This window comes from Haloterrigena salifodinae (assembly GCF_003977755.1).
In the GTDB taxonomy this organism is placed as follows: domain Archaea; phylum Halobacteriota; class Halobacteria; order Halobacteriales; family Natrialbaceae; genus Haloterrigena; species Haloterrigena salifodinae.
On record NZ_RQWN01000001.1, the window covers coordinates 461,769 to 486,289 of the forward strand.

Annotated in this window: 29 protein-coding genes and 1 pseudogene; 8 read left to right on the forward strand and 22 right to left on the reverse strand. The window is 66.3% G+C overall.

Annotation, left to right across the window (positions count from 1 at the left end; all coding sequences use genetic code 11):
- Positions 1-234: 234 nt before the first annotated feature.
- Positions 235-1,032 carry an enoyl-CoA hydratase/isomerase family protein gene (locus tag EH209_RS02390; RefSeq protein ID WP_126661373.1) on the reverse strand — a complete coding sequence of 266 codons (798 nt, stop codon included), beginning with the start codon at positions 1,030-1,032 and terminating at the stop codon, positions 235-237.
- Positions 1,033-1,171: 139 nt separating this feature from the next.
- On the opposite strand from EH209_RS02390, the gene EH209_RS02395 reads away from it, so the two are divergent.
- On the forward strand, positions 1,172-2,395 hold the full coding sequence (locus EH209_RS02395; RefSeq protein WP_126661374.1) for a thiolase family protein: 1,224 nt from the start codon (positions 1,172-1,174) through the stop codon (positions 2,393-2,395).
- A gap of 164 nt (positions 2,396-2,559) precedes the next feature.
- Here the strand turns inward: EH209_RS02395 and EH209_RS02400 are convergent, their stop codons facing one another.
- The 7 genes from EH209_RS02400 to EH209_RS02430 form a co-directional block, all read right to left on the reverse strand.
- Positions 2,560-2,823 carry a hypothetical protein gene (locus tag EH209_RS02400; protein ID WP_126661375.1) on the reverse strand — a complete coding sequence of 88 codons (264 nt, stop codon included), beginning with the start codon at positions 2,821-2,823 and terminating at the stop codon, positions 2,560-2,562.
- 229 nt (positions 2,824-3,052) lie between these two features.
- Entirely contained in the window at positions 3,053-4,303 is a 1,251-nt protein-coding gene (locus EH209_RS02405; RefSeq protein ID WP_126661376.1) for an acyl-CoA dehydrogenase family protein, read from the reverse strand.
- 139 nt (positions 4,304-4,442) lie between these two features.
- Positions 4,443-4,622: a hypothetical protein gene (locus EH209_RS02410; protein ID WP_126661377.1), complete on the reverse strand. Its 180-nt coding sequence runs from the start codon at positions 4,620-4,622 to the stop codon at positions 4,443-4,445.
- Between the two features lie 155 nt (positions 4,623-4,777).
- Positions 4,778-5,818, reverse strand: coding sequence for a cytochrome b/b6 domain-containing protein (locus tag EH209_RS02415; RefSeq protein WP_126661378.1), 1,041 nt, complete (start codon positions 5,816-5,818; stop codon positions 4,778-4,780).
- Positions 5,815-6,519, reverse strand: a complete 705-nt coding sequence (locus EH209_RS02420) for a hypothetical protein (RefSeq protein WP_126662506.1) — start codon at positions 6,517-6,519, stop codon at positions 5,815-5,817. The genes EH209_RS02415 and EH209_RS02420 overlap by 4 nt, the downstream gene beginning before the upstream one ends.
- 2 nt (positions 6,520-6,521) lie before the next feature.
- Positions 6,522-7,196, reverse strand: coding sequence for a 4Fe-4S dicluster domain-containing protein (locus tag EH209_RS02425; RefSeq protein WP_126661379.1), 675 nt, complete (start codon positions 7,194-7,196; stop codon positions 6,522-6,524).
- Positions 7,193-10,522 (reverse strand): molybdopterin-dependent oxidoreductase, encoded by a 3,330-nt coding sequence (locus tag EH209_RS02430; protein WP_126661380.1) that lies wholly within the window; start codon positions 10,520-10,522, stop codon positions 7,193-7,195. Before EH209_RS02430 ends, EH209_RS02425 begins: the two co-directional genes overlap by 4 nt.
- A gap of 264 nt (positions 10,523-10,786) precedes the next feature.
- On the opposite strand from EH209_RS02430, the gene EH209_RS02435 reads away from it, so the two are divergent.
- Both EH209_RS02435 and EH209_RS02440 read left to right on the forward strand, forming a co-directional pair.
- Entirely contained in the window at positions 10,787-12,967 is a 2,181-nt protein-coding gene (locus EH209_RS02435) for a hydrogenase iron-sulfur subunit (protein ID WP_126661381.1), read from the forward strand.
- A gap of 32 nt (positions 12,968-12,999) precedes the next feature.
- Positions 13,000-13,632 (forward strand): TorD/DmsD family molecular chaperone, encoded by a 633-nt coding sequence (locus EH209_RS02440; RefSeq protein ID WP_126661382.1) that lies wholly within the window; start codon positions 13,000-13,002, stop codon positions 13,630-13,632.
- Positions 13,633-13,673: 41 nt separating this feature from the next.
- On the opposite strand, the gene EH209_RS02445 is transcribed toward EH209_RS02440, so the two are convergent.
- Complete coding sequence (locus tag EH209_RS02445) at positions 13,674-14,018, reverse strand: hypothetical protein (RefSeq protein ID WP_126661383.1); 345 nt, start codon at positions 14,016-14,018, stop codon at positions 13,674-13,676.
- A 145-nt stretch (positions 14,019-14,163) separates the two neighbouring features.
- Between EH209_RS02445 and EH209_RS02450 the strand changes: the two genes are divergently transcribed.
- On the forward strand, positions 14,164-14,358 hold the full coding sequence (locus tag EH209_RS02450; protein ID WP_249038737.1) for a hypothetical protein: 195 nt from the start codon (positions 14,164-14,166) through the stop codon (positions 14,356-14,358).
- Positions 14,359-14,383: 25 nt separating this feature from the next.
- Here EH209_RS02450 and EH209_RS23845 read toward each other — a convergent pair whose 3' ends face one another.
- The 5 genes from EH209_RS23845 to EH209_RS24905 form a co-directional block, all read right to left on the reverse strand.
- Positions 14,384-14,545, reverse strand: coding sequence for a hypothetical protein (locus EH209_RS23845; protein WP_164721985.1), 162 nt, complete (start codon positions 14,543-14,545; stop codon positions 14,384-14,386).
- A gap of 80 nt (positions 14,546-14,625) precedes the next feature.
- The gene (locus EH209_RS02455) at positions 14,626-14,982 is read right to left on the reverse strand and encodes a hypothetical protein (protein ID WP_126661385.1); all 357 of its coding nucleotides are present in this window, start codon (positions 14,980-14,982) and stop codon (positions 14,626-14,628) included.
- A gap of 1 nt (position 14,983) precedes the next feature.
- Complete coding sequence (locus tag EH209_RS02460; protein ID WP_126661386.1) at positions 14,984-15,241, reverse strand: hypothetical protein; 258 nt, start codon at positions 15,239-15,241, stop codon at positions 14,984-14,986.
- Between the two features lie 129 nt (positions 15,242-15,370).
- Positions 15,371-16,159: a DUF7124 domain-containing protein gene (locus EH209_RS02465; RefSeq protein WP_126661387.1), complete on the reverse strand. Its 789-nt coding sequence runs from the start codon at positions 16,157-16,159 to the stop codon at positions 15,371-15,373.
- The gene (locus EH209_RS24905; RefSeq protein WP_267878302.1) at positions 16,152-16,283 is read right to left on the reverse strand and encodes a hypothetical protein; all 132 of its coding nucleotides are present in this window, start codon (positions 16,281-16,283) and stop codon (positions 16,152-16,154) included. The genes EH209_RS02465 and EH209_RS24905 overlap by 8 nt, the downstream gene beginning before the upstream one ends.
- Positions 16,284-16,504: 221 nt before the next feature.
- Here EH209_RS24905 and EH209_RS02470 point away from each other — a divergent pair, with 221 nt between their 5' ends.
- From EH209_RS02470 to EH209_RS02485, 4 genes are all read left to right on the forward strand, one after another.
- Entirely contained in the window at positions 16,505-16,903 is a 399-nt protein-coding gene (locus tag EH209_RS02470; RefSeq protein WP_126661388.1) for a hypothetical protein, read from the forward strand.
- Positions 16,904-16,981: 78 nt separating this feature from the next.
- Complete coding sequence (locus tag EH209_RS02475) at positions 16,982-18,043, forward strand: zinc-dependent alcohol dehydrogenase family protein (RefSeq protein WP_126661389.1); 1,062 nt, start codon at positions 16,982-16,984, stop codon at positions 18,041-18,043.
- 456 nt (positions 18,044-18,499) lie between these two features.
- A complete protein-coding gene (locus tag EH209_RS02480) occupies positions 18,500-19,516 on the forward strand; it encodes a Gfo/Idh/MocA family protein (protein ID WP_126661390.1) in 1,017 nt (338 codons plus the stop codon).
- A gap of 309 nt (positions 19,517-19,825) precedes the next feature.
- A complete protein-coding gene (locus tag EH209_RS02485) occupies positions 19,826-20,041 on the forward strand; it encodes a hypothetical protein (RefSeq protein WP_008894739.1) in 216 nt (71 codons plus the stop codon).
- A 218-nt stretch (positions 20,042-20,259) separates the two neighbouring features.
- Here EH209_RS02485 and gvpM read toward each other — a convergent pair.
- From gvpM to gvpF, 8 genes and pseudogenes are all read right to left on the reverse strand, one after another.
- A pseudogene (gene gvpM / locus EH209_RS25065) lies at positions 20,260-20,577 on the reverse strand (gas vesicle protein GvpM); the annotation flags it as partial.
- Positions 20,574-21,524, reverse strand: a complete 951-nt coding sequence (gene gvpL, locus EH209_RS02495) for a gas vesicle protein GvpL (protein ID WP_211338312.1) — start codon at positions 21,522-21,524, stop codon at positions 20,574-20,576. The gene gvpL and the pseudogene gvpM, both read right to left, overlap by 4 nt.
- Positions 21,521-21,865, reverse strand: a complete 345-nt coding sequence (locus EH209_RS02500; protein ID WP_126661392.1) for a gas vesicle protein K — start codon at positions 21,863-21,865, stop codon at positions 21,521-21,523. The genes gvpL and EH209_RS02500 overlap by 4 nt, the downstream gene beginning before the upstream one ends.
- Positions 21,862-22,461 carry a gas vesicle protein GvpJ gene (gene gvpJ, locus EH209_RS02505; RefSeq protein ID WP_126661393.1) on the reverse strand — a complete coding sequence of 200 codons (600 nt, stop codon included), beginning with the start codon at positions 22,459-22,461 and terminating at the stop codon, positions 21,862-21,864. Before gvpJ ends, EH209_RS02500 begins: the two co-directional genes overlap by 4 nt.
- A complete protein-coding gene (locus EH209_RS23850) occupies positions 22,451-22,615 on the reverse strand; it encodes a hypothetical protein (RefSeq protein WP_164721986.1) in 165 nt (54 codons plus the stop codon). Before EH209_RS23850 ends, gvpJ begins: the two co-directional genes overlap by 11 nt.
- Positions 22,608-23,594, reverse strand: coding sequence for a hypothetical protein (locus tag EH209_RS02510; protein WP_126661394.1), 987 nt, complete (start codon positions 23,592-23,594; stop codon positions 22,608-22,610). The genes EH209_RS23850 and EH209_RS02510 overlap by 8 nt, the downstream gene beginning before the upstream one ends.
- The gene (locus EH209_RS02515) at positions 23,587-24,267 is read right to left on the reverse strand and encodes an Hsp20/alpha crystallin family protein (protein WP_126661395.1); all 681 of its coding nucleotides are present in this window, start codon (positions 24,265-24,267) and stop codon (positions 23,587-23,589) included. Before EH209_RS02515 ends, EH209_RS02510 begins: the two co-directional genes overlap by 8 nt.
- Entirely contained in the window at positions 24,267-24,521 is a 255-nt protein-coding gene (gvpF, locus tag EH209_RS02520; protein WP_012943533.1) for a gas vesicle protein GvpF, read from the reverse strand. The genes EH209_RS02515 and gvpF overlap by 1 nt, the downstream gene beginning before the upstream one ends.

Below are 24,521 nucleotides of genomic sequence, written 5' to 3' on the forward strand. Positions count from 1 at the left end.
GTGGTGCGTGGGATTGAGGTCGTGACCGAAAGATAGCAGCGATTCCTCGCAGCCCTCGTACGGCGTTTGCGATCGCCCTCGCTTTCGTTCACGGCCTACTCCGTTCGCCGTTCACTTTCGAGGTGCTCACTGCGTTCGCACTTCGCCTTACTCGGGTCGACCGGCAGCGCGTGCCACCGCACGCGATTCTATCGACCGCTTGTGATCTCGAGAGAGAGAGACGGTATGCAGCGGCTACGTCCCCTCGAACTCCGGCTCGCGGTTCTCGTTGAACGCGGCCGCACCCTTCTCGTGGTCTTCGGTCTCGAGCAGTTCGCCGAAGAGCTTGGCGTCGTAGCGCAGGCCCTCCTCGAGGCCCGACTGCACGGCCATGTGCGCCGAGTCCTTGATCGCCTGAACGGCCAGCGGCGCCTGGCCGGCGAGGTCGGTGACGAACGCGTCGACCGCTTCGTCGAACTCGTCGTCGTCGTAAACGCGATTGATGATCCCCTCGTCAGCGGCCCGCTGGGCGGAGATGTACTCGCCGGTCATGGCCAGTTCCTTCGCGACCGCGGGGCCGGCCAGCTTCGTCACGTACTGGACGCCGCCGGCGCCGGGAAGAAGCCCGAGATTGACCTCGGGGAAGCCGAGCGTGCTGGACGCGCTGGCCAGCCGGAAGTCGCAGGCGAGCGCTGTCTCTAAGCCGCCGCCGAGACAGTAGCCGTCGATCTTCGCGATCACCGGTGCCGGGAAGTCCCGGATGAACTCGTAGTGATCCCGCTCGGAGCCGGCGCCGGTCGACTCCTCGGAGAAGCCGCCGACATCCGCGCCGGCACAGAACGCCTTCTCGCCGGCGCCCTCGAGGACGACCGCCCGCAGGGCGACGCCGTCGGCGGCCTCGTTTTCGGCCTCGAGACGCTGCAGGCCGGCGATGATGTCCGCCCGAAGCTGGCCGTTCAGCGCGTTGAGCGCGTCCGGCCGGTCCATCGTGATCGTGCCGACCCCGGTCTCGTCGTCGAACGCCACTCGGACTGCATCGAGATCGTCGTCCATACACGATGATCGCTACTGGGCCCCAAATAAGTGCACGGAGTCGCTCGATGAGCGTCTGAGTGACGGGAATCGTCCCGAGCAGCGGCGACGATCCCCACCCGGCGGAACGAATATCTCGCTGGCCATGTGATGACCCTACATGAACGACGCAGTCATCGTCGACGCGGTCCGGACGCCGTTCGGCAAGCGGGACGGCTCCCTTCGAGACACCCATCCGCAGGATCTGGCGGCGACGCCGCTCGAGGCCCTCAAGGAGCGAACCGGCTTCGACCCCGACGCGATCGAAGACGTGATCTACGGCTGCGTGACGCCGGTCGACGAGCAGGGGCTCAACATCGGCCGGATCGCACCGATGGTCGCCGGCTGGGGCGACGGCGTTCCCGGCGTCCAGCTCAACCGGATGTGTGGCTCCGGCCAGCAGGCCGTGAACTTCGCGGCGACGAACGTGATGGCCGGCCAGCACGACGTCCTCGTCGCCGGCGGTGTCGAGCACATGACCCGCGTCCCGCTCGGTTCCGACGGCGCTGACGGCGTGGCCGGCGAGGGCGCCGTCACGGACACCTACTTCGAGTACTTCGACGAACTGACCCACCAGGGCGAGGGCGCCGAACGGATCGCCGAGGGGTACGGCTTCGACCGCGCGGAACTCGACGAACTCGCCGTCGACTCTCAGCGCCGCTGGGGCGAGGCCTGGGAGGAGGGTCGGTACGACGACCAGATCGTGCCGGTTGAGACGGAACTGGACGGGGAAAGCGAGTCGCGAAGCGACTCCGAGAATCGAACGGGGAGCGAAGCGACCCGTGAGACAGTCACCGTCGAACGGGACGAGCACCCGCGACCGGAGACCGACCTCGAGACGCTCTCGAGCCTCCCGCTTTCCTTCCGCGAGGAAGGCGAGGGCGTGCACCACCCCGGCAACTCCTCGGGGATCGTCGACGGCTCGTCGGCCCTCCTGATCGCCAGCGAGGAGGCCGCCGACGAACGCGGGTGGGAACCGATGGCCCGAATCGTCGCGACCGAGGTCGTCGGCGTCGACCCCGTGACGATGCTCACCGGCCCGATTCCGGCGACCGAGGGCGTCCTTGAGAAGACCGATCTCGAACTCGAGGATATCGATCTCTTCGAGGTCAACGAGGCCTTCGCCGCCGTCGTCGCCGCCTGGCTCGAGGAAACCGGCGTCTCCTGGGAGGACGTGAACGTCAACGGCGGCGCCATCGCCCACGGCCACCCGCTGGGGGCGACCGGCGCGGCGCTGCTGACGAAGTTGGTCCACGAACTCGAACGCACCGGCGGGGAGCGGGCGCTCTCGACGATGTGTATCGGCTTCGGACAGGGGATCGCGACGATCATCGAGCGGGTCTGAGCCGTCTGGCGCTGCCGTTCCTAGACGGGCGACCTACGCTGTTACCGTGGCACCGATGGGAAGCCACACCCTCCATTGGAAATGATAGGGATTGCAGTAGTTGAAATTAGGAGTATTGTGTTGGAACCACATTATTCAAACAGTTATCATAGGGGAACGACTCGCTACAGTGAGATACCGAATATAGCCAAGATACCCGTTATGAGGAAGTACAGGAGAGAACCCCCGAAGAATACTGCCACTGTTATCAGTAAGACCATCTGGAGAACTGAATGTCCAGAATCCGTAGAATCTTCCTCTCTCCGACTCATTCCGGTTCCATTATCTATGTATCCCATCGACTGGAGGGCTGAAGTTTCAGAATCGCCGTCCGCATTCTCCATTCTAGCTTCAATATCTCCATTTAGGCTCCCTTCATCCTCGTCCATGATTATTTCAACACTCTTTATGACAATAAGACTTTCTAGCAATTAGCTATGTCTTCTTGAGTGAATAGGGGAAATGCTCTGTATTCAGTACGCAGTTATTGACATCTTCGGAGATAGTGACAGCCTCTCTATTAACGCCTCCGCCTGTACTGAACGCTAATTCACACTCTGTTAAAGAAGCCGTTTTCCCAACTACTGACGCAAAAATGGCGCCGACGGACGGCGTCCGTTACTCGTCGAGCGCGTCGATGCGCAGGTCCTCGTCGAACTGCAGCGCGTTCTCGATCTCGGTCTCGTCGACGTCGTCAAAGGCCCAGCGGGCGATCGAGCGGCGGTGGACCTCGTCGGCGCCGTCGACGATCCGGAACGCGCGGACGTTCTCGTAGAAGTGTGCGATCGGGAGGTCCTTCCCGATCCCGTTGCCGCCACAGCACTGCAAGGCGAGGTCGATGGTGTCCTGCGTGACGTTCGCGGTGAGCATCTTCGACATGGCGACCTCGATACGGGCGTCGCTGCGGTCGAGTTCGCGCGCGGCGTGGCGGACCATACAGCGGGCGGCGTGCAGCCGCGTCTCGGCGTCGGCGATCCGGTGGCGCAGCGCCTGTTTGTCCTCGAGTTTCGTCCCGAACGCTTCCCGTTCCTGCAGGTAGGCCTTCGCGATGTCGAGCGAGCGCTGGGCCATCCCGGAGTAGCGCATACAGTGGGTGAGTCGGCCGCCGCCGAGTCGCATCTGAGCGATTCGAAAGCCCTCGTTCTCCTCGCCGATCGTGTTCTCGATGGGGACGCGGACGTTGTCGAACTTCACTTCGGCGTGGCCGCCCTCGCGCTCGGTGATGCCGTGGCCGCCGAGGTGGGGGACGTTCCGGACGACCTCGACGCCGTCGGCGTCCCGCGGAACGAGGATGATCGAGGTGCCTTCGTAGGGGTGGGCGTCCAGATCGGTCCGGGCCATCACCAGGTAGAAGTCAGCGTCGAGTCCGTCGGAGGTCCACCACTTGTGGGCGTTGATGACCCACTCGTCGCCGTCCTTGACGGCCGTGCTCTGGAGCATCTTCGGATCCGAGCCGCCGCCCTGTTTGGGCTCGGTCATCGCGAACGCCGAGGAGAGTTCGCCCTGGACGAGCGGACGCAGGTACTCCTCCTTCTGTTCTTCCGTGCCGACCATCTCGAGGGTGTGCATGTTCCCTTCCTGGGGCGCGTTGGCTCGGATGGCCAGCGCGCCGATCAGCGAGCGGCCGACCTGTTCGAAGGAGGGGAGCATGTCGCTGAAGTCCAGCCCCTGGCCGCCGTACTCCTCGGGGACCTGCGGCGCGAACAGGTCGCGCTCCTTGGCCTGCTCCCACAGCTCCTCGATTTCGGCCATCGAAATCTGCTCGCCGGTGGCGAGCGCCTCGCGTTCGCGCGGGATGACGACCTCATCCATGAAGTCCGCTACGCGACCCGCAACCGCCGTCGCCGTCTCTGAGTCGTGGTACTCCATACCGGGGAATGAACACACAACATTGTAAATGTGCAGCAAAGTAGTCGGCTACAAAGTTGTGAAATAAAGTCCAACGATGTGCTCTCTATGCTGTCGAAGTAACTACTCGAGCGAATCGTCTCGCCGGTCGAGACGGTCGTTACAGCAGGAAACTGCCGACCATCGCTAGCACGAAGACGGCGGCGACGACAGCCAGTGCCTCGTACTTGTACTCCCGTTCGTCGGTCACGTCCGGCGTCGCGAAGACGACCCCGAGCAGGCCGCCGACCGCGACGACGAGCACCGCCACGGCGTATATCGAGTACAGGAGGTCTGCCATGGGGTAGCATACGCCTCGAAGCGACGTAAATCCCCCGCGGAGGCGTCGGATTCCCGACGCCTCGAGCGGGTAGCGGGCTCGAGTCGGCGACTAGCGACGTGACTCGCAATGCCCGAACGCGGCGACTCGAGCGGGCGGAAAACCGACCGCGGCGGTCAGTCGTTGGCCTCGCTGGGGCCGTCGTCGCGAGCCGGTCCACTGCCGTCCGCCGCGGGCGCCCGTTCGGTCGGTCGCTCCTGGGCCCGTTCCCGGCGCTGGCTCAGGTACCGCGCCCGGAGCACGTTGCCGAACACCGAGAGGACGAGCCCGACGAGCAGCACGAAGATTCCGGCGTTGATGCCGATCGTCCGGAGGGCGCTCCCCTCGTCGAACGCTAGCGAGTCTGGCACCGGGTAGCCGCCGTACTCGAGGCTGGCCATCATCACGCTGACGATGCCGACGACGACCAGCACGCCCATCACGTTCGTCGCCCACCGCCACGAGGACTTGCGCCGGAGGCGTTCGATCCCGGTCGTTTCGTGCTCGTCGGGGTCGCCGTGGAAGTTCGGCGTCTGATCCTTCGGCAGGAACGCCTTCATCTCGACGGGGTAGAACGCCGGGTGGAAGCCGTGCTCGAAGGTGTGGAACATCACGCCCATCAGCATGATGACCCCGAGCAGGCCGTGGAAGGCGACGAAGGCCATCACGACCGACTGGGAGTCATAGAAGTCGATCAGCCAGGTCTTGCGCCAGATGAGCAGCCCCGAGAGCATCAGCAAGACGAGTTCGACGGTGAAGATCCAGATGACGCCCTTGCCGATGTAGGAGATCAGCGGCACCTCGTCGGCCTTGTAGCCCGCGAACTGGCGGGCCGCCGGATGGCGCTCGTCGGCCCGCCCCAGCGCGAACTGGATGTCCTGAATGAAGGCCTTCACGTCGGACAGAGCGGGCAAGATCGACCGGAAGTTGGACCGACTGGTCGACCGAAGCAGCATGTAGGGCACCCAGAACCCGGTCAGCGCGATCAGCGCGAAGCCGGCCAGTCGGTGAATCGAGAGCACGCCCTGGTTGCCACCCATCAGCTCAACGAGCCACCACAGCTCCGTGTTGAAGGCGATGGCGTACCCCGTGAAGAACAGGATGAACACCGTCAGCGCCAGCAGCGAGTGGAACATCGTCGTCACCCGCGAGAACTTCCCGTGATCGAGGTTCGTCATCGGTGATCACCTCCGCCATCGCCAGACTTGCCGTCTTCCGGCGTTCGCCTCGCTTCGCTCGGCTCACCGACGTCAGACCGAAGGTCTGACGAGGACCGCGGTCCTGCGGACCGCTCACCCCCGTCGGTGGCCGTCGCGCTCTCTCCGGCACGACTCGAGCCCGCGGGCGGCCGCATTCGGGTCGCCAGTCGGCGGAACGCGGCCCAGTGGATGAATACCATCAGCAGGATGAAGATCCCCATGACGACGTCCGCTAGGTGGACCAGCGTGATGGCGGCCTCGAGGATCGGCCCCGTGTTCCCGACGACCCAGTCGGCGCCGACGCCGCCGCCCTCGATGGTCGGACGGACCCGCATGACGTTCTCGAAGAACGGGGCGCGCCCGATGACGAGCGCGGCCGCGCCGACCGCTAGCGCGAGGCCGAACAGGGCGCTGAGCCAGAAGGCGATTCGGCCCGACCGACCGCCGCCCCCGTCGCCGCTCCCGTCGTCGCCGTCACCGCCGCTCCCCTCGCCGGTGGCCGATCCGGACCCGGCGTCCGCTCGCTGTTCGTCGGACGGTACCCCAGCCTGTGCCTCGCGTTTCCGGGCACTCGAGGCGGCCTCCCGATCGACCGCATCGGTCGTCCGCTCGCGCTCCCTCGCGGCCCGGACGTCGTCGCCTGCGTGGTCGTGTGTGTCCGCTGATCGGTCGTCGCTCATGGTCACTGGAACAGTTGGGCGTCCTCCTCGCCGAAGATGATCGCCATGGCCTCGTCGTTGAAGAACGGCTGGCTGTCGCGGGCCTCGAGTTCGTCGGCGATCTCGCCGGCGCCGCCGACGAGGATGGCGTCGGTCGCACACTCCTCGGCGCAGGCCGGCCCCTTCTGGACCTCCTGGCGTTCGCGACAGCCGGTGCACTTGTCCATGATGCCGCCGGTACCGAAGATCTGGGCCGTCCCGTCGTTGCTGTCGGGGAACTGCGGGGCGCCGAACGGACAGCCCGACAGGCAGTACTGGCAGCCGACGCAGAGGTCCTCGTGGACCGACACGAAGCCGTCGTCCTCCTTCTGGAGGGCGTTGGTCGGACAGACCGAGACGCAGGGCGCGTTCTCGCAGTGGTAACACTGCATCGGCAGGCTGGTCTCGCCGGGGTTCTCCCCCGCAGCCAGCCGGCCGGTCTTGTCGGCGTTCTCGCCCTGCGGGCCGGCGACGCCCTCGGCCATGGTCGTGATGTCGATGCGCTGGTTGTCGATCTCCCGGTCCCAGGTGCGTTTGCAGGCGACGACGCAGCCGCCGCAGTCGATACAGGCCTCGACGTCGGGGAAGATCCGCATCCCCTCGCCGGTGCTCATGACGCCTTGGCTCATCACCTGGCCGGACGGTTCGTCCTGTGTCATAGTTGCTCACCGCCGTGTTCCATGTCCCACTCGCGGACGTCGTACTGCTTCTGGGCCCCGAGGCCGCCGTCGTCCTGCGGGTAGTCGATGAACTCCATGCCGAGGTCGTCGACCACGCTCTGGGTCGCCTTCTGGACGTGGACGACGCCCGACTTCGTCTCCTGCATCTGCGTCTCGGCGTCGAACCCGCTGGGCGTGATGATGTTCGCGCTCTCGCCGATCGCCAGCGGCTCGATGCCGTCGGGCCAGTTCGACGTCCTGTCCTCGCCGTGGAAGACCCCGCCCCAATGGTAGGGGAGGAAGATTTCCTCGTCGTTAACACGGTTGGTCACGTTGGCCTTCACGAGGATCGATCCCTTGTCGGCCGACGTGACGACGACGTGGTCGTCACCGCCAACGACGTCGAGTTCCTCGGCCAGACTGGGGCTGATCTCCGCGTACATGTGCGGCTGCCGGTCGGCGGTGTACTTGTTGTTCCGCGTCTCGGCGCCGCCGCCCTGGTGTTCGACCTGCCTGCCGGACGTCATGATCACGGTCCGACCGCTCTCGGCGTCGCTGCCGAGTTCAGTGTGGACCGCCTCGGTCGCCCGTTGCTGGACGCTGGCGTTGTTCTGATCGAGCCGCCAGAAGTTGGTCTGTTCGCCGTTGGCCGGCCACTCCTCGACCAGATCGGGGCGCGGACTCTCGACCGGCTCCCGGTGGACCGGCACCGTATCGAGGAAGGTCCAGACGACCGCCCGCGCCTTTCCGCGACCCGTCGGCGGGTCGGGCTGTTCGTAGTCGTACTCCTCGAACTCCGAGGGATCGACGTCCACCTGATCGCCGTACTGCTCGTTGACCGCCTGAGCCGCCTCGTACACCGACACGTCCTCGTCGAGGGCCGCCTGAACCGGCAGCGTCTGGCTCGAGGCCTCCGTGGGATCGTCGGGCAGGATCGTCGAGTAGCCGGGATACGACGGCACGCCCTGGACCTCCTGGCCGTCCCACCACGGCGCCTCGAACGAGCCGGCGATCAGGTCCAGCCCGTCCTCCCCCTGCTGGTCGACGGTCTCCTGCATGGGGTACTCCTTGTCGACGTCCATCTCCGTCCACTCCTGGGGCGTCGGGGCCTGCTGGCCCCAGTTCACCCGGAAGTCGTGGCCGCCGTCTCGAGGGTCGGCCTCCTTCGTCCAGATGATCGGCGATCCGGGGTGGTCGTCGCCCCAGTAGGGCCAGGGGAGCGACCAGTAGTCGCCGTCGACGGGCGTGCCGGTGTTCTCCGCCCGCAGGTCTTCAGTGCTGAACGCCCAGTCGTATTCCACGTGCTGCTGGAGTTTCTCCGGCGACTGCTGGTAGCCGATCGAGCGGACCCCGAGGTTGATCTCCCGGAGCGCCTCCTCGTAGGAACTCCGGCCGTTGTGTTGCTCCGGGCCGGACCCCCAGTCGAAGTGCTCGCCGAATCCCATGTAATCGGCCAGTTCCTGCATGATCTGGAGATCGGGCTTGGAGTTGTGTGCCGGCGTCGCGACGGCCTCGCTCCACTGGACCGATCGGTGGGAGTTGGTCACCGAGCGGACGTGCTCGTACTGACTCGCGGCCGGGAGCAACAGGACGTCCGCGTCGTCGGGCAGCGTACTGGAGACGGCCGGGAAGACGTCAACGACGACCAGCAGGTCCAGCGCCTCCATGGCCCGCTTCATCTTGTCCATCTCGCTGATGGAGTTCGCCGAGTGCCCCCAGAAGAAGGCCATCTTCAGCGGGTTCGGCTGGTAGAGGTTCGAGTCGAGCAGTCGGTCCTCTTGACCCAGGGCGGCCTCGTACCAGCGGGCGACGGTCAGCCCCCGCTGGAACATCATCGACTGGGGATCCGGCTCCTCGATCGGGGCGTCCTCCTGAAGCCCCTCGTCCTCGCTGCCTTCGTCGCCGCCGCTTCCTTGCTCCTCGCCGTTCGGCGACTCGCCCTCGTCTTCCGAGCCGGATTCACCCTCTTCGACCGAGGCGGGTACCTCGAGGCCCGCCCACATCTCGTCTGGCATTCGCTCGAAGTTCCGGTAGAGATCCTCGAAGGAGATGCTCCCGCTGGTCCAGGGGCTCTGGGTCCAGACCGACGACCAGTGCTCCCACGAGCCGGGCGCGTCGACGCCGTAGTAGCCCGGCAGGATGCTCGCGTCGACGCCGAGGTCGGTCGCACCCTGCACGTTGGCGTGGCCGCGCATGACCTGCAGGCCGCCGCCGGAGCGGGCCGCGCTCCCGGTCGCGAGACTGAACAGCGCGTAGGCGCGAATGTTCTGCGTCCCATTGTTGTGTTGTGTGCCACCCATCGCCCACTCGACCTGGATCTGGGGAGCGCTCTCGACGATCAGGTCGCCGATCTCCTCGAGATCCGCCTGGTCGATCCAGGTGATGTCGGAGACCGTCTCGAGGTCGTACTGATCGAGTTCGGCCTCGACGTCGGGCCACCCCATCACGCGGTCCTCGAGGAAGGTATCATCGAGTCCGTCCTGCTCTCGGACGTAGTTGAGCAGGCCGAAGATCAGCGCGACGTCCGTTCCCGGCCGGAGCCGGTGGAAGTAGTCGGCGTGGGCCGACGTCTTCGTGTACCGGGGATCGATCGAGACGATCGTTCCGCCCCGCGCCTGCCCCTCTAAGATGTGCTGCATCGCGATCGGATGAGACTCGGCGGGGTTCTGCCCGAGGATGATCAGCAGATCGAAGTTGCGGTAGTCGTTGATCGTGTTCGTCATCGCGCCGAACCCCCAGGTGTTGGCGAGCCCGGTGACGGTCGGCGAGTGACAGATCCGCGCCTGGTGGTCGACATTGTTCGTCCCCATGAACGCCGCGAGCTTCCGGCTGGCGTAGGCCGCCTCGTTCGAGTGGTGGGCGCTGCCCAGCAACATCACGCTCTCGCGGCTGTACTCCTCGACGGTCTCCTTCCACGTCTCGGCGATCTCCCGATAGGCCTCGTCCCACGTCACGCGCCGCCACTCGCCGTCTTCCTTCCGCATCGGGTGTTTCAGCCGCTTGGGCGAGTGCTCGGTCTGGAGAATGCCTGCACCCTTCGAGCAGAGCGAGCCGTTGTTGATCGGGTTCTCGAACCACGGCTCCTGACCGACGAAGGAGTTGCCGTCCTTGACGGCCTTGAACCCGCAGCCGACGGCGCAGTAGTTGCAGATCACCTTCGCCGTCTCTTCCCCCTCGGGAACGCCGTCGTCCTCCTGTTCCTCCTGGGTGCCGAGGACGTGGCCCGTCACGCCCCCGCCGAGAAAGATCCCGCCGGCGAGCGCGCTGGCCTTCATGAACGAGCGCCGGTCGAGGTCGATCGTGACCGGCCCGTCCGCCGCGCTCATGGCATCACGCCCGTTGCTGCGACGATCGCAAGTGCACCTTCCCGTCGGTTCGGTGTTGTGCTACACACACCCATGGTACCGCCTTCCCTGGTACCCACCATCAATATTTGCCTGAGTCAGAACGCCGGAATGTGTCGTTCGTCTAGGTTATTCGTCTATTACTCGAACAGGTGCGGGATATGACTCATTTATTCTGACGTGACGTGAGAAGCGCGTGCTTACTCGGCGCAACGTTCATATCGTGTCATGGGATAGCAAGACAGGATGAAGGTCGGGAGTTTCGTCTGTTCCTGTGCCGACACGTGTGACATCGACCTCGAGGCGGCCCGGGAGGGGATCGAGGGCGTCGACGTCGCGGCGAGTTCGCGGCTGCTCTGCGAGGACGGCCTGCCCGCGATGGAACAGGTGATCGACGAGTACGACCTCGACCAGCTGATCGTCACCTGCCCCGAGCGGCGAGTCCAGCGAAAACTCGAGCGCGTCGCCGAAGCGCAGGGGGTCCACCCCGACGCCGTCTCGTTCGTCGACCAGCGCGAGGGCGCGGGCTGGGTCCACGACGAGGCTGGCGCGACGGCGAAGACTGCCCGCATGGTCAACGCCCGGCAGGCTGGCCTCGAAAGTGAGTCCTGTACCCAGACACTCACGTCGGAAGCCGGCAACAGCGTCGCTGTCGTCGCCGATCCCGACACCGCCGCCGCGCTGGCCGACGACGCCGACGTGACCCTAATCGCCAACGGACACGAGTTCGTCGACGCCGCGGCCGATCTCGACGACGTGACGATCGAGCGCGGGCGCGTCGTCGACGTGGACGGCCGCTTCGGCAGGTTCGAGGTTCGCCTCGAGTCCCGCGTCACTGAGGACTGCATCTCCTGTATGAAGTGCGTTCACGAGGGGCCGGACGGCGCGATCACGCGCTACCCCGTCGACATCGATCCCGGCGCGCCCGACGGCGCGTGGACAGCGGTCTGTCCCACCGACGCGATCGAGATGGACGGCACGCGGCGGACGCTCGAGTTCGATCAGATCGTCTACCCGGCCGCCAGCCGGGAGACCCGCGGCGGCCGGATCGGCTTCTACACCGCGCCGATCGACGCAGCGACGATCTCGGCGGTGCGAAAACACCTCGGCGGCATCGAGAAGCCCGCTCACCTCGATCTCGAGATGGACGTCTGCGCGGCTGGCGACTCGAGTCAGCCGGGCTGTAACGAGTGTGTCGAGGCCTGTCCGCACGACGCGGTCGAGCGGGCGAGGATCGACGAAGTCGAGTTCCACGAGGAGGCGTGCCAGAACTGCGGGGCCTGCACCAGCGCCTGTCCGACGGGCGCGACGCGGCTGCGTGAGCCCTCGAACGAGCGCATCGCTCGCGAGGTCGAGGCGCTGCTCCGGCCGACCGACGAGGAGGGCGGCTGGCTCCTGAACCGGTCGGATTCGGACGTCGACGCGCCCATCGTCGCGTTCGTCTGCTCCGAGGAGGCCGACGACGCGCTCGCCGAGTACGGCCGCCTCGCGGCCGCGGGCAAGGCCGACGTCGAGTACCCGCCGATCCTCCCCGTGCGCGTCAACTGTACCGATACCGTCGGCGAGGCCCACGCGATACACGCGCTGGCTTGTGGCGCCGACGGCGTCGCGATCGTCGGCTGCGGCGGCGACTGCCTGCACTCGGGCCCCGATCCGAAGGCCGAACTGGTCGACCGGCTCAACCGGGCCGGGCGCGACCTCGAGCTCGGCGAACGGTTCGAATTCTTCGCGCCCGACCCCGACGAGCCGGGCGCCTTCGTGGAGGCGATTTCGACCTTCGCCGTCGAACTCCAGCCCTCGCCGATCCCCGCGGGCGAGCACGAGGCGACCGGGGGAATCAGCGCGGAAGCGAGTTCCGCGAGCAGCCGGATGCAGTCCGGCGGTGCCGACCGCGAAAATCCGCCGTTCGACAGCCACGGGTGGACCTTGGAGAGCGTCCGGGCGATCCTCGAGCACGTCGACCCCGACCGGGAGGTGATCCGCGGTCTGAAAGACTTCGGTCGAATGGAGGTCGGCGACGGCTGCACGCTCACGCCCACGTGTTCGAACCTCTGTCCGACCGACGCGATCCGCCGCGACGAGGAGACGGCGACCCTCGAGTTCAACCACGAGCAGTGCGTCAACTGCGGGACCTGCGAGGAGGGCTGCGTCGAGGACGTCATCACGATGCGCGACGGCCTCGACCGCTCGCTGCTACCGGAGAACCGCCCGGACGCGGACGATCCCGCCTGGATCGCGGTCCACGACGGCGAGATGCGCGAGTGCAACCGCTGCGGGAAGCCCTTCGCGAGCGAGGGCACCGCACGGAAGATCCAGTCGGAGGTCGGCGACGCCGTCGCCGGACTCGTACCAGGTGCACAGGGGAGCGTGTTCGAGTACTGCGGCGACTGTCGCGCGCAACTGCTCTACGATCGCGGCAACGGCTAATCGAGACGGACGATCACGATCCACCGACATTCATGAGCGTAAACCAACAGGCGCTATACGAAGCACGGCTCGAGCTGGTGAACTTCCTGATCGACGCATTCGCGGACGTGCCGAGCGAGGCGTTCGTCGAGACGATCCTCTCGGAGGACGTCCTGTTGCCCGACGAGGGTGCCGGCGAGAAACTCGACGGGGGGTTCGCGACGCTCGAGGCGTTCATCGAGGCGAACCGCGACCGGGAGGTCGACGCCGTTCGGGACGACCTCGAGCGCGAGTTCACCCGGCTGTTCGTCGGCCCGCGGCCGCCGATCCTCCCCCACGAGACCTACTACCGCGAGGACACGGACTTCCGCGGCGCGGGACTGGCGACTGTCGAGGCCAGCTACGGCGCCGCGGGCTGGTCGCCGCCGGAGGAGTATCCCGAGGAGAACGACTACGTCGCCGTCGAACTCGCCTTCCTCCGCTACCTGATCCGCCAGCAGCGGGCCGGCTACGAGGAGACCGTCGGCTACCAGCGCGTCTTCCACGAGGAACACCTCTCCGAGTGGATTCCCGCGTTCGCCGACGACGTTCGCGAGACCGCCGACGAGCGGTTCTACGAGGCCGTCGCCTCGATCCTCGAGGGGTACGTCGCGTTCGAAGAGGAGATCGCGATGAGCATGGCTTGAGCGGAGAAACGGTGGAAAGACGGCGAGGAGAACGGGCGGCGTTACCGACGGAGCGCCGACGCGGCGCCCTCGAGTTCTTCGGTCTCGAAGGTCGCACCGTTGATGACGACGAACGCGACCGCCAGCAGCGCGGCGAGGCCGGAACAGCCAAGCGAGAGTTGGCGTCGGCGATTCGGCGCGAGCCCCAGACGATCGCCGACCGCGTCGATTGCGAACAGCCCTGACAGGAGAAGGGCGATCCCGATCGCGGCGATCCAGGCGCCGCCGAGCGGCGACGCCGAAGTGACGAGTAGCCCGTAGCCGACCACCAGTATTCCGATGAGGATCGAGAGTGCGGCGACGAGGCTATTCGATTCGCCCGACGTGTGCAGAATATTTGAAGTCATGTTTATATAAAAGATAGCGGCGATGATAATCGTTGCGCGCCGCGAGTCGCGATCCAAGACGGGTCGCGAGCGCTGAGTGTTCGGATCGGCGTACACCAACTATGTGGGTAGTACGACTAAGCACAGTTCTCGCGTGGCTACTGCCGTGACTCGAATTCTCAACCCACAGACGAACACCGCGCACAAACCGTGCGACGACGAAAGCGTACGCGCGACGGCGTGCGGATCGCTTGTTACCGCGACCCACGACCGCACGCGTCTCGTCTCCGACGAGACGGTCCAGACGTCGACCGCGATCGAACGATGCGGGAGCTGTTTCGACGACGTCTCCGGCTACTGACGGGACCGCAGAATCGAACCGCCGATCAGTCGTCTTCGTCCCGGAACCCCTCGAGGACCTCGTCGCTGAACGAGACGTCCCCGTCGACTTCGCCGTCGTTGATGCGGTGTGGCGCCTCGTGGTCCCACACTTCCCTGCCACACGAGCAGTCGAGGGCCGGCTCCGGTTTCCACTCGGTGTGCGTCATAGCTACACGTTCACGAGCCACACGATTATAGCTTTCCCGCAATTCGCGTACAGGTCGGCCCTGCGGCGTCGGGTCGCCGATTACCACGGGCGCGGATCGTCCGGGTCCGCGGACTCCGTCTCCTCGCTCTCGAGGAACACCCGCGCGAACAGGTCGACGTGCATCGAGAGCACCTCCGCGGGCTCGAGGCCGTAACGGTCGGCCTGTCGGTCGAGAAACGCCGCGAGATCGTCGCTCGGCCGGTGGTGGATCGCGCCGTCCCCGACGGTGAACTCGACCTCGGTCGCGTCGGCGACGAGGTGTTCGATCTCGAGCAGCGCCTGTTCGGCCTTGGTCTCGAGGGCGTCGTCCGCGTCCATGAGCCGGTTGTCGCCCCAGTCGGTCGCGGCCTCGCGGAACCGGTCGCTGACGGGGACGGTGAGTCGATCGCCCGTCATCTCACTCGGGCGGCCACTCCTTCGGTGCGGGATTGGGTTCGCCGAGCGCGCCGAACGAGGCGATCAACAGGCCGAGGAAGGCGACGATGATGAGCAAGCCCATCAGGCCCCCGAGGCCGTTTTGGCCGACCCAGTTGCCGCCGACGATCGGCCCCATCTGGTCGACGATCCGGGCCCCGATTACGACGGTCCAGCCGATGGCGAACAACAGCCCCGCCGTGACGAGCGGGTTGTGTTCGATCGCAGTACGGATACCCATGCGAGCAGGCACCACGGCCACGGTAAAAATTCCCTGCGCCACCGGTTCTCGAACCGAACTGTCGTCGACGCTGATCCGTGGACCGAAACCGCTTACTCGGCCGCCTCGAGGCGACCGAACGGAAACGCCTCACTCGGCGTCCGCGAGTTTCCAGTCGGCCTTCTCGGCCGCCGTCTCGAGGGGGACGAACTCCCAGTCGGCCGTCTCGGCGATGGGTTCGTCCTCGCCTGCGAGTCCGACGACGACCATCCGATCGGCGTAGAACATCGAGTTGCGGTCGATCGCGGTGAGGCGTTCGCCGGGACCGGTCCCGGTGCCGTTGAAGAAGTCGACGTCGATCCCGCGGTCGCGTTGGAACTTCTGGATCACGTGGGCGGGAACGTCACCGACGATGCCGACCCAGTCGCTCCAGCCGGCGGCGTCGGCGACGACCGCGGCCGGATGCTCGAGTCGACGGAGCGCGCCGTAGGTGATCGCCGTCGTCATCTCGTCGGCGCCGCCGCCATGGGGTCCCGACGCCGGCTCGGCGGTGTCCGCCGCGTTCGACGCCTCCGACGGCGCCGCACCCATCGGTCGCATCGACTCGGTTCCCTGGTCGCTCGATCCCGCCGTCGTCCCCGTCGATCCGCTCGATCCGGATCCCTCGGTCGGAATCCCGACGGGCGTGCTCTCGTCCGTCTTGGGGACGTGCGGGGCCGGCGTGCGGTCCGGCCCGTCCGTCTCCGCGCTGTCGTCCTCGGTCTCGGTCGCCGGGTCTGCGTCTGCCGTCCCCTTCGTCGTCCCCGCCGCTGGCGAATCGGGTTCGTCCGCCGGCTCCGTCGCCCCGTCATCGCGCCACAGCCAGTCGCCCCGGTTTCCCGACTCCTCCGCTTCCTCGGTACCGGTCTCGAGGTCGTCGAGATCGATCCGGTCAGTCACCGTCGCTCACCCCGCGGGCGGTTCCGATTCGCCCTCGGATACTGGACCGTCCGCTGTAGGCGCTGGCGACGGTCCGCGCGGAGAGGTCGACCCGAAGGACGCGCGCCGGATGCTCCCGTACCATCGTCACAACGTACGCGCGGACGAACTTCAATACCGTCCCCAAAACGAGGAATATACTGGATCAATGCCGGTTTAGACACTCTCACTTGTCTCGAGCGGTCGGCCGCGAGGAACGGTATCGATCGATTACGGTTCGGGGCGTCTCATCGACTTATCAAATCGCGCGTGACTGACGTCGTCGCCTGCGAAACCCCCTTGCGGGATGATATCGAACGACGTCGTATGCGCATGGAACTCCGCGTCTGCAAACAGTGCTACGAGGGGACCCACGGCAACGAGGGAAAGACCGCGATCACGCGCGATATGGTCGCCTGCGCCGAGCGCGTCCGCGAGTACAAGGATCTGATCGGACTCGACTCGCTGTACATCGCGAAGGTCGAGGAGGGCGACGTCGGGGGCGCGGAGGCCCTGCCGGCCATCGTCGCTCACATCGAGAACGATCAGGTGACGCTGGCGGACACGCAACTGGTGATGGAAGACGGGGACGGGAACCTGCTGGTCTACCCCGAACCGGAGGACGTCCTCGAGGTGCTGACGCGGAACATCGATCAGATCAGCGACCAGACGCGACAGGACGTCACCATCGAACTCTCCGCGGAGAGCGCAGAACTACTCACCTGAGCCGAAATAAACCGATTACACGTTTCTGTTCTGGGTATTTCTCATAAACTTTTGTGGTGTCCGGCGGAACTAGGTGGCATGCGAGCAGCCGTCATCGAAGAACACGGGGAACCGCTGGCGATCGAGGACGTGTCGTATCCGGAGCCGCAGCCGGATCAGGTGGTCGTCGAGACGGAGGCCTGCGGCGTCTGTCGCAGCGACTGGCACGCCTGGCAGGGCGACTGGAGCTGGATCGGTGCGGGGGTCCCGGAGGGGCAGATCCTCGGCCACGAGCCGGCCGGCGTCGTCTCCGAGGTCGGGTCCGACGTCGAGACTCTCGAGGTCGGTGACCAGGTCGCCGTCCCGTTCCACCTCGGTGACGGGAGCTGTCCGCACTGCCGAGAGGGGCGGGCGAACAACTGCGAGACGGTGATTCCGCTCGGACTGTCGGAGTACTCCCAGGGCGCGTTCGCGGAGGCGTTCCCGGTCCGGGAAGCCGACTTCAACTGCGTCAAGCTGCCCGAAACCGTCGAATACGACGAGATGGCGGGTCTCGGCTGCCGCTTTATGACCGCCTACCACGCGCTGGCCGACCGCGCTGACCTCCGCCCCGGCGACTGGGTCGCCGTCCACGGCTGCGGCGGCGTCGGGCTCTCCGCGATCCACATCGCGAACGCGCTGGGCGCCCATCCGATCGCAGTCGACCTCGTCGACGACAAACTCGCGCGCGCCGCAGAGCTCGGCGCGCGCGAGACGATCAACGTGACCGAGGTCGACAGCGTGGCCCGGGAGGTCCAGGCGATCACCGACGGCGGCGCAGACGTCTCCATCGACGCGCTGGGCGTCGCCGAGACCTGCACGAACTCGGTCAACAGCCTCGGCACGCGGGGTAGCCACGTCCAGGTCGGTCTGACGACCGGCGAGGAGGAGGGGCAGATCGAACTGCCCGTCGACGTCATGACGATGCAGGAGATCGACTTCCATGGCTCCTTCGGCATGCCGCTGGTCCGCTACGAAGAGCTGTTCAAGCTGATCGCGCAGGGCACCCTCGAGCCGAGCAAGATCATCGGCGAGCGGCTCTCGCTCGACGACCTGCCGGAGACGCTGGCCTCGATGGATGACTACGAGACGGTCGGCATTCCGGTCGTCACCGAGTTCTGAGCGGTTCGGAGAAGGCGGCCGCTCTATCGATACGGGAGCCGTTGCTGGTCTGGTATCGGTTTCGGAAACCCGGGCGGGGGCGGGAACCCGCCCTGGCGTGAGAGACATGAGCTAACTCGAAGCGGGGGCGAGTCCACTTCCGAGCGATCCGGGCACGAACGCACGCAATCGACTGGTCAGCGCGTCGTCTCGGTCGAGCGCGTACCCGGCGGGGTTGTTTTCCCCGCAACCGGTGCAATGCAAGTGTCACCCATTGTTATGCAGGCGCTTGGCCGACGGTAGTCTCGCCAAACAGTTGACAGGCGTCGGCTAGCCCGGACGTTACGCGCGGCAACGGCGGCGAAATCGCCGCTCAGATCCCGGTTCGTCCGCAACACGTCTCGGCGGACTCGCAACACGCGTCGCGGGGCCCACGACGGGCGAAGATAATTGGGCCTGTTTCCCGTCTAGCGGTCCATGCACGAGGACAGCTTCGAGGAGCCGCTTCGGCTCGGAATCGTCGGGCTCGGATACATCGGAACGACCGTCGGCGGGCAGTTTCACCGACGCGGCGACGCGACCGTACGGGCGCTCTGCGACCTCGATACGGAGCGGCTCGCGGAGATCGGCGACACCTTCGACGTTCCCGATGCCGAGCGGTACGCCGACTACCCGACGATGCTCGAGGACGCCGCGCTGGACGCCGTCCTCGTCGGCACGCCCCACACGCTCCACTACGAGCAGGTCGTCGCGGCCCTCGAGAACGGCTGTCACGTCTACTGCGACAAACCCCTCACCACGGATCTCGAGCGCGCACGCGACCTCGCAGAGCGGGCCGAACGGTCCGCGGAGACGCTGATGGTCGGCTACCAGCGCCACCTCCAGACGGCGTTCCGGACCGCCAGAGAGCGCTTCGAGGGCGCGCCGCCGAACTGGCTGACCGCGTCGATCACCCAGGACTGGATCGAGGATTCGCGGGGGACGTGGCGGCTCGACCCCGACCTCTCGGGGGGCGGCTTCCTCTACGACACCGGGAGCCACGTCCTCGACGGCGTCCTCTGGACGACCGGCCTCGAACCCGAGTCCGTCGCGGCGAGTATGGACTTCCACGACGACGCCGAGCGGGTCGACAGCCGGGCACACCTCGACGTCCGGTTCGCCAACGGCGCCGCGGGGACCTTCTCGTTCAACGGCGACGCCCCCTCGGTCCGCGAACACATCCACTGCTGGGACGACGACGGCGCCGTCTACCTCGAGGGGCGCCAGTGGGGCTCCCGAACCGTCTCCGAGATCGACAGCGATGCGGGCGAGTACGAACCCTACATCGACGCCCGGGCCGAGCAAACCCGCGCCGAGGCCTTCCTCGAGAGCGTCCGGACCGGCGACGAGCCGCCGGCGACGGCCCGGGACGCCCTCCGGGTGACCGCGCTGACGGAAGCGGCCTACGAGGCGGCCCGAACCGGGGATCGGATCGACGTGCCGACCGCGGAGTGAGTCGTGCCTCGAGCGAAACGCCGGACCAACGGTTGCCGTAGCTGGAAGTGACGACATACCGCCGTGGAACGATCGGTGGAACGCAGTTTTTCGATCGCTAATATCGTTATACCGAGTTGCTGAAACCCGGCGCAGTCGGTCGATTATGCAGTTCTTACGGCTGGGAACGGCCCGGTTTTCGGATCGGCGGTCGAACCGCTTCGGCCGACGCCAGGTCGGCTGTCAAATCGTCGGTAAGAAGCGCATAGATTGGTTCCACTTTCGGTTACAAGCCGGATAACTACAACCGGTCGTGGCCTTCGATCGGATATGATCACCTGCAGTAACTGCGAGACCGCCCAATTCCTGCAGATAACGCAGAGCCGCGTCTACTTCGAGGATGGGGAGATGATCAACGAGATCTCCGAGACGTACGAGTGTACGCTCTGCGGGGCCACCGGTCAGTACATCTACGACGAAGACCACGACACGGAGGACGTCACCGGCGACGTCGAGCTCACCACCGAACGACCGAAGCACGCCTGAGCGACGGCGACCGGCCGTCGATCCCTTCGGTTCGACCCACTGGTACGGTTGCGGCTCTCGAAACCGACGCCCGAGGCGTCTCACTCGTCGTCTGCTCGGGACCGCTCGGTAGCATCGTCGTCCGATCGCTCGTCGTCCTCCGTTCGGGACTGCTCTCCGTCGTCGCCTCGAGACCGCGCCGAGGAACGGTCTCGAGGCGCTTCATCGTCGCGATTTCGGTCGCGATCGCGCTCACCCTCCGGCGTCGATCCGACCGTGAGCCGCTCGAGTTCGTCGGGCGCTCGCTTGCGCTTCCGTTTTCGCTTTTTCTTGTGTTGCCGACGGGTGACCGCCGTCTGCCGGCGTTCGACGTCCCACTCCTCGAAGAAGCCGTACTCGGTCATCGTCTCCATGCCGGCGATGGCGGCCGTGAGCTTGAGGCCGACCAGCGGGATCCCCGCGACCGAGACGATGACGTCGGCCCGGAGGACGGCGCCGTCCCTGAGCACCACATCGAGCACGTCAACGAGCGTCTCTTCGTCCTTTCGCGGTCTCATGCGTGTGGCTGGGTATCGGTCGATTCGTCGCCGCCCAGTTCCGGCGCGAACGTGTACGGCGGCCACGGCCCCGTAAACCGGACCTCGAAGCCGTCGTGGTCCGCCACGTCGTCGAGGATCGAACCGATCGCCGACTCCTCGTCCTCGTGGGCGAGCAGCGTCAGTCGACAGAGCGTTTCGCCGCCGCGTCCGTCGGCCTCGTCGGCGATATCGTCGGAGAGCGACGCCGTCGGCGACCGCTCGAGGCTGTGGACCTCCCGCGCGGCGTCCGCGAGTCGGTCCTGTAAATCGGCCGTGATCGACTCGCGGCGGGCCGCCCGCAGTTCGGTCAGTCGCTGCTCGAGTTTCTTCTCGAGCAGGAACGACGTTCCCGAGCCGGAGTCGTCGATCCGGTCGGCGAGTTCCTGCAGGCGGTCGTCCCGTTCGATCAGCGTTTCGTCGTCGACAGGGTCGATCTCGACGACCTCGACGCGGTACTCCCAGTGGCCAGCCAGCCCCGAGAGCGCGCGGTCGAGCGTGTCCGACTCCTCGCGGAGCCACTCGCGGACGGCCTCGTCGCCGCCCCGGAGGATCGTGTCGAACTGGAACGGCACGGGCGTGCCGAACTCCTGGGCGGCCTCGTCGACGACCGTCTGGTGGCGGACGAGCCAGCGCCGAACCTGCGCGAGTTCGGCCGAATCGTAGATCCCGTCCGTTTCGTGGATGACCGCGCCGATGCCGTCGGCGACCACGATCGAGACGGGTTCGCCGTCGACGCCGGTCGTCTCGAGCGTCGCGCCCTCGTCGGCTCGGACGATACAGTAGAGGTACCGCCCGTCGTCGATCTCGGGAACCGCGTCGTCGACGGCGTCCTGGAGGTCGTCGAAATCGTCGACGCCCTCGAGTTCGTCGATGCTCTCGGCGTCGGCGATCTCCTCGAGCCGGTCGTTGGATCGTCCAGAGCTCATTCGTCCTCACCTCCGAGCACGGAGTAGCCGGGCTCGCTGGTAGCTCGCGGCTCGCCGTGCAGCTGTTCGATCGCGTCGTTGACCAGTCCGTTTAAGTCGCCGCGCAGGTCGTCGACGCCGTCTTCGATCCCCTCGTCGTCCTTGAGCTGCTCGAGCTCCGCCTCGATCGTCGCAAGCTGTTCGCCGAGCCGTTCGATCTCCTCGTCGGCGAGATCTCCCGACTCCATGCGACGAACCGCCTCGCGCTCTAAGGCGTCCATCAGGATCTCTACGACGGTGACGACGAGCGTTACCAGCCCCTGGCGCGCGTCCTCGCCGTCGCCGACGTCGATCTGCGTCATGATCCGTCCTCCGCGTTCGTCGCTTCCGCCTCTGCTTCCTCGCCGTCGCCGCTCTCGGTCGATTCGGCGTCTTCGGCGTCGCCGGATTCCGTTTCGTTCTCACCGTCGCCGTCGGAATCGGAATCGTCGCTGAGCAGATCGAACCCGCCGCGGGTCGGCCGGTCCGGATTCGGCCGCGCGCCGAGGTGGGAGACCCCGCGGTCGGGCATCTCGGAGCTCTCTGCGCGCTCGTCGTCACTCGAGTCGCCGCGCTCGCTCTCGGTCTCCGTCTCCTCGTCCTCGTATCGCTCGTCCGGCGTGACGTTGACGCCGCTCGTGGGATCGATCGTCGGGTTCGGCCGATCCGTCTCGGCGATTTCGGGGTCGTCGACCGCCGCCGCGACGCGGCGCATGTCGGTGCCTTCGGGGAACTCGAGACCGTACTTGGCCGCGGTCTCGAAGGAGGCGATGGCGGCCCGGAGCTGCACGCCGAGCAGTTGCGTGTCGCCGATCGAGACGGCGATGTCAGCGTTGATGACGATCCCCTTGTCGAGCAGCATCTCGACGACCTCCGCGAGGTCGGCCTTCTGACGGCTCGGCTGGAAGTCATCGACCACGGCTCTCACCTCCGTCGTCGGGCGGTCCCGATTCGATCACGTCCGCAGCCGTCGGCCCGGTCGGGTCCGTCGGCGGCGAGACGGTCGCCAGCCCGACGGCCGTCAGTACCTCGAGTCGCCGTCGAATCGCCTTTGGTAGCATAGTATCACTCATTGGTTGCTCGCTGCTGTTGCGTCTCCGAGTCGTCGTTCTCGCGCCGTTGCTGGTCCGCTTGTCCGTTGCTTTCCCGTCGTCGCTGTTTCTCCCGTTCGATCTCGAACCGGCGGCCGTAGATCCGCTTTCGGCTGGGTGCCGTCGAGAGTTTGACGTCCTGTGGCACCGTTGAGTAGCGGGCGCCGCTGCCGAGGTCGCGGCGCTCGGTCGGAATCGTCGCCGCCGCGGTCGGATTCCGCGAATTCGTGCTGGTGTCCTTCCGGCGCATCTTCTCCCGGTTCATCTCGTAGAGCTGCTCGAACTTCTCGTGGGTCTCGAGCAGCGCCGATCGGAAGGCATCGATTCCCTTCAGCGCCTGTTCTTGAATGGCGATCTGATAGGCCTCCGGATCCGACGCGACGTCGATGTCGCCTAACGCCTGCTTCGCGTCGCCGGCGTCCATCTCGATCAGGTCGTCGTCGTCGCCGCCGATTAGGTCGCCCTCGCCGTCACCGCCGCCGGCGATGTCCGAGATGGCGTCTTCAACCATCCCGGCGTCCTCGCCGTCCTCGAGCTCGTCGACGGCGTCCTGCAGTTCGCGCTTCTCCTGCCAGAGGTCGGTGAGGTCCGTCGCGTCCCAGGCGTTCAGCAGGTTGATCGCCCGGAAGAGCTGCGTGAAGTTCACGAGGTCGGTCGCGCCCTGGTCCTCGTCGGCGAGTACTTCGGGGACGTCCCCGACCTCGATCGCCTCGAGGAGGTCGTCGCCGTCGACGGCCTCGGGAAGTTCGCTGAGGTCGATCGCCTCGAGCAGTTCTTCGGTCTCGCGAACGACGTTCACGAGCGTCTCGACGTCGCCGAGGATCGTTTCGAGCGTGCTGTCGTCGAGTTCGTCGATGTTCTCGACGCCGCCGAGATACTCATCGAGGTTCTCGAGTGAGTCCGCTGCCTCGTCGAGGAGGGCGTCGAAGGTCTCGCCGGCGTCGGCCGCGTCATCACTCATCGTCGGCCTCCGTCTCGGACTCCGCGTCCGTCGTTGGCTCGGTCGTCTCAGTCTCGGTCTCAGTCTCAGTCTCAGTCTCGGTCTCGGTCTCCGTCGGCGCTCTCTCGTCCGGTTCGGGACTCGAGTTCGGTTCGATCCGAACGGAGAGCACGCCGTTTTTGATCGTCGCCTCGGCCGTTCGCTCGCGCCACGGGACGTCGATCCGATCGAGTTCGCGTCCCGCGACGCCGACGACGAGGGTCGCGCCGTCGAAGCCGACGGTGACGTCGTCCGGATCGGCGCCGGCCACGTCGGCGGTGACGAGCAGTTCGTCCTCGCCCTCCCGCGTCGTCAGGAGGTGGTCGCTCGAGGGCGCGGTCGACCCGCTCGAGGAGTCGGGCCGGTACCGGCGCGTTCGCGGTCGATTCCGACCGACGTCTCGGTCGCGGTCAAACTCATCGCGATCGTTCGCGTCGGCGAACGGGCTCCGGTCGTCCCCCGGCCGATCAGTGAGCGCGTCGCCGGTCCGGATCGAGACGTCGTAGTCGATGGTCGTTCGATCGCCGCGGTGCTGACCGGACCGGGAGGCTTCGTCCAGCCACTCGAGGGCCGACAGCAGGCTGGTGAGCCAGTGGCCCTGATCGTCGCTCGATTCGTCGCGTCGGTCCTCGGGTGTGTGGTCGTCTGGTGACATCAGCGTTTCACCTCTACGCGGCCGCTCGCGAGCCGCTCGTGGACGTCGCGAGCGATCTCGATCTCCTCCTCGAGTTCGTCCTTGCGCCGGCGGTACTCCTCCTCGGAACGCTCACCGAGTTCGTACAGCAACTGGTTCTCCTTGAGTTCGGCCTCGAGCGCCTCGATATCGTACATCTCGCTCAGCGCCATCGTGTGCAGCGTGTCCACGATTCCGACGAACGGGCGGATCAGGAGGTCGTCGAGGATGAACAT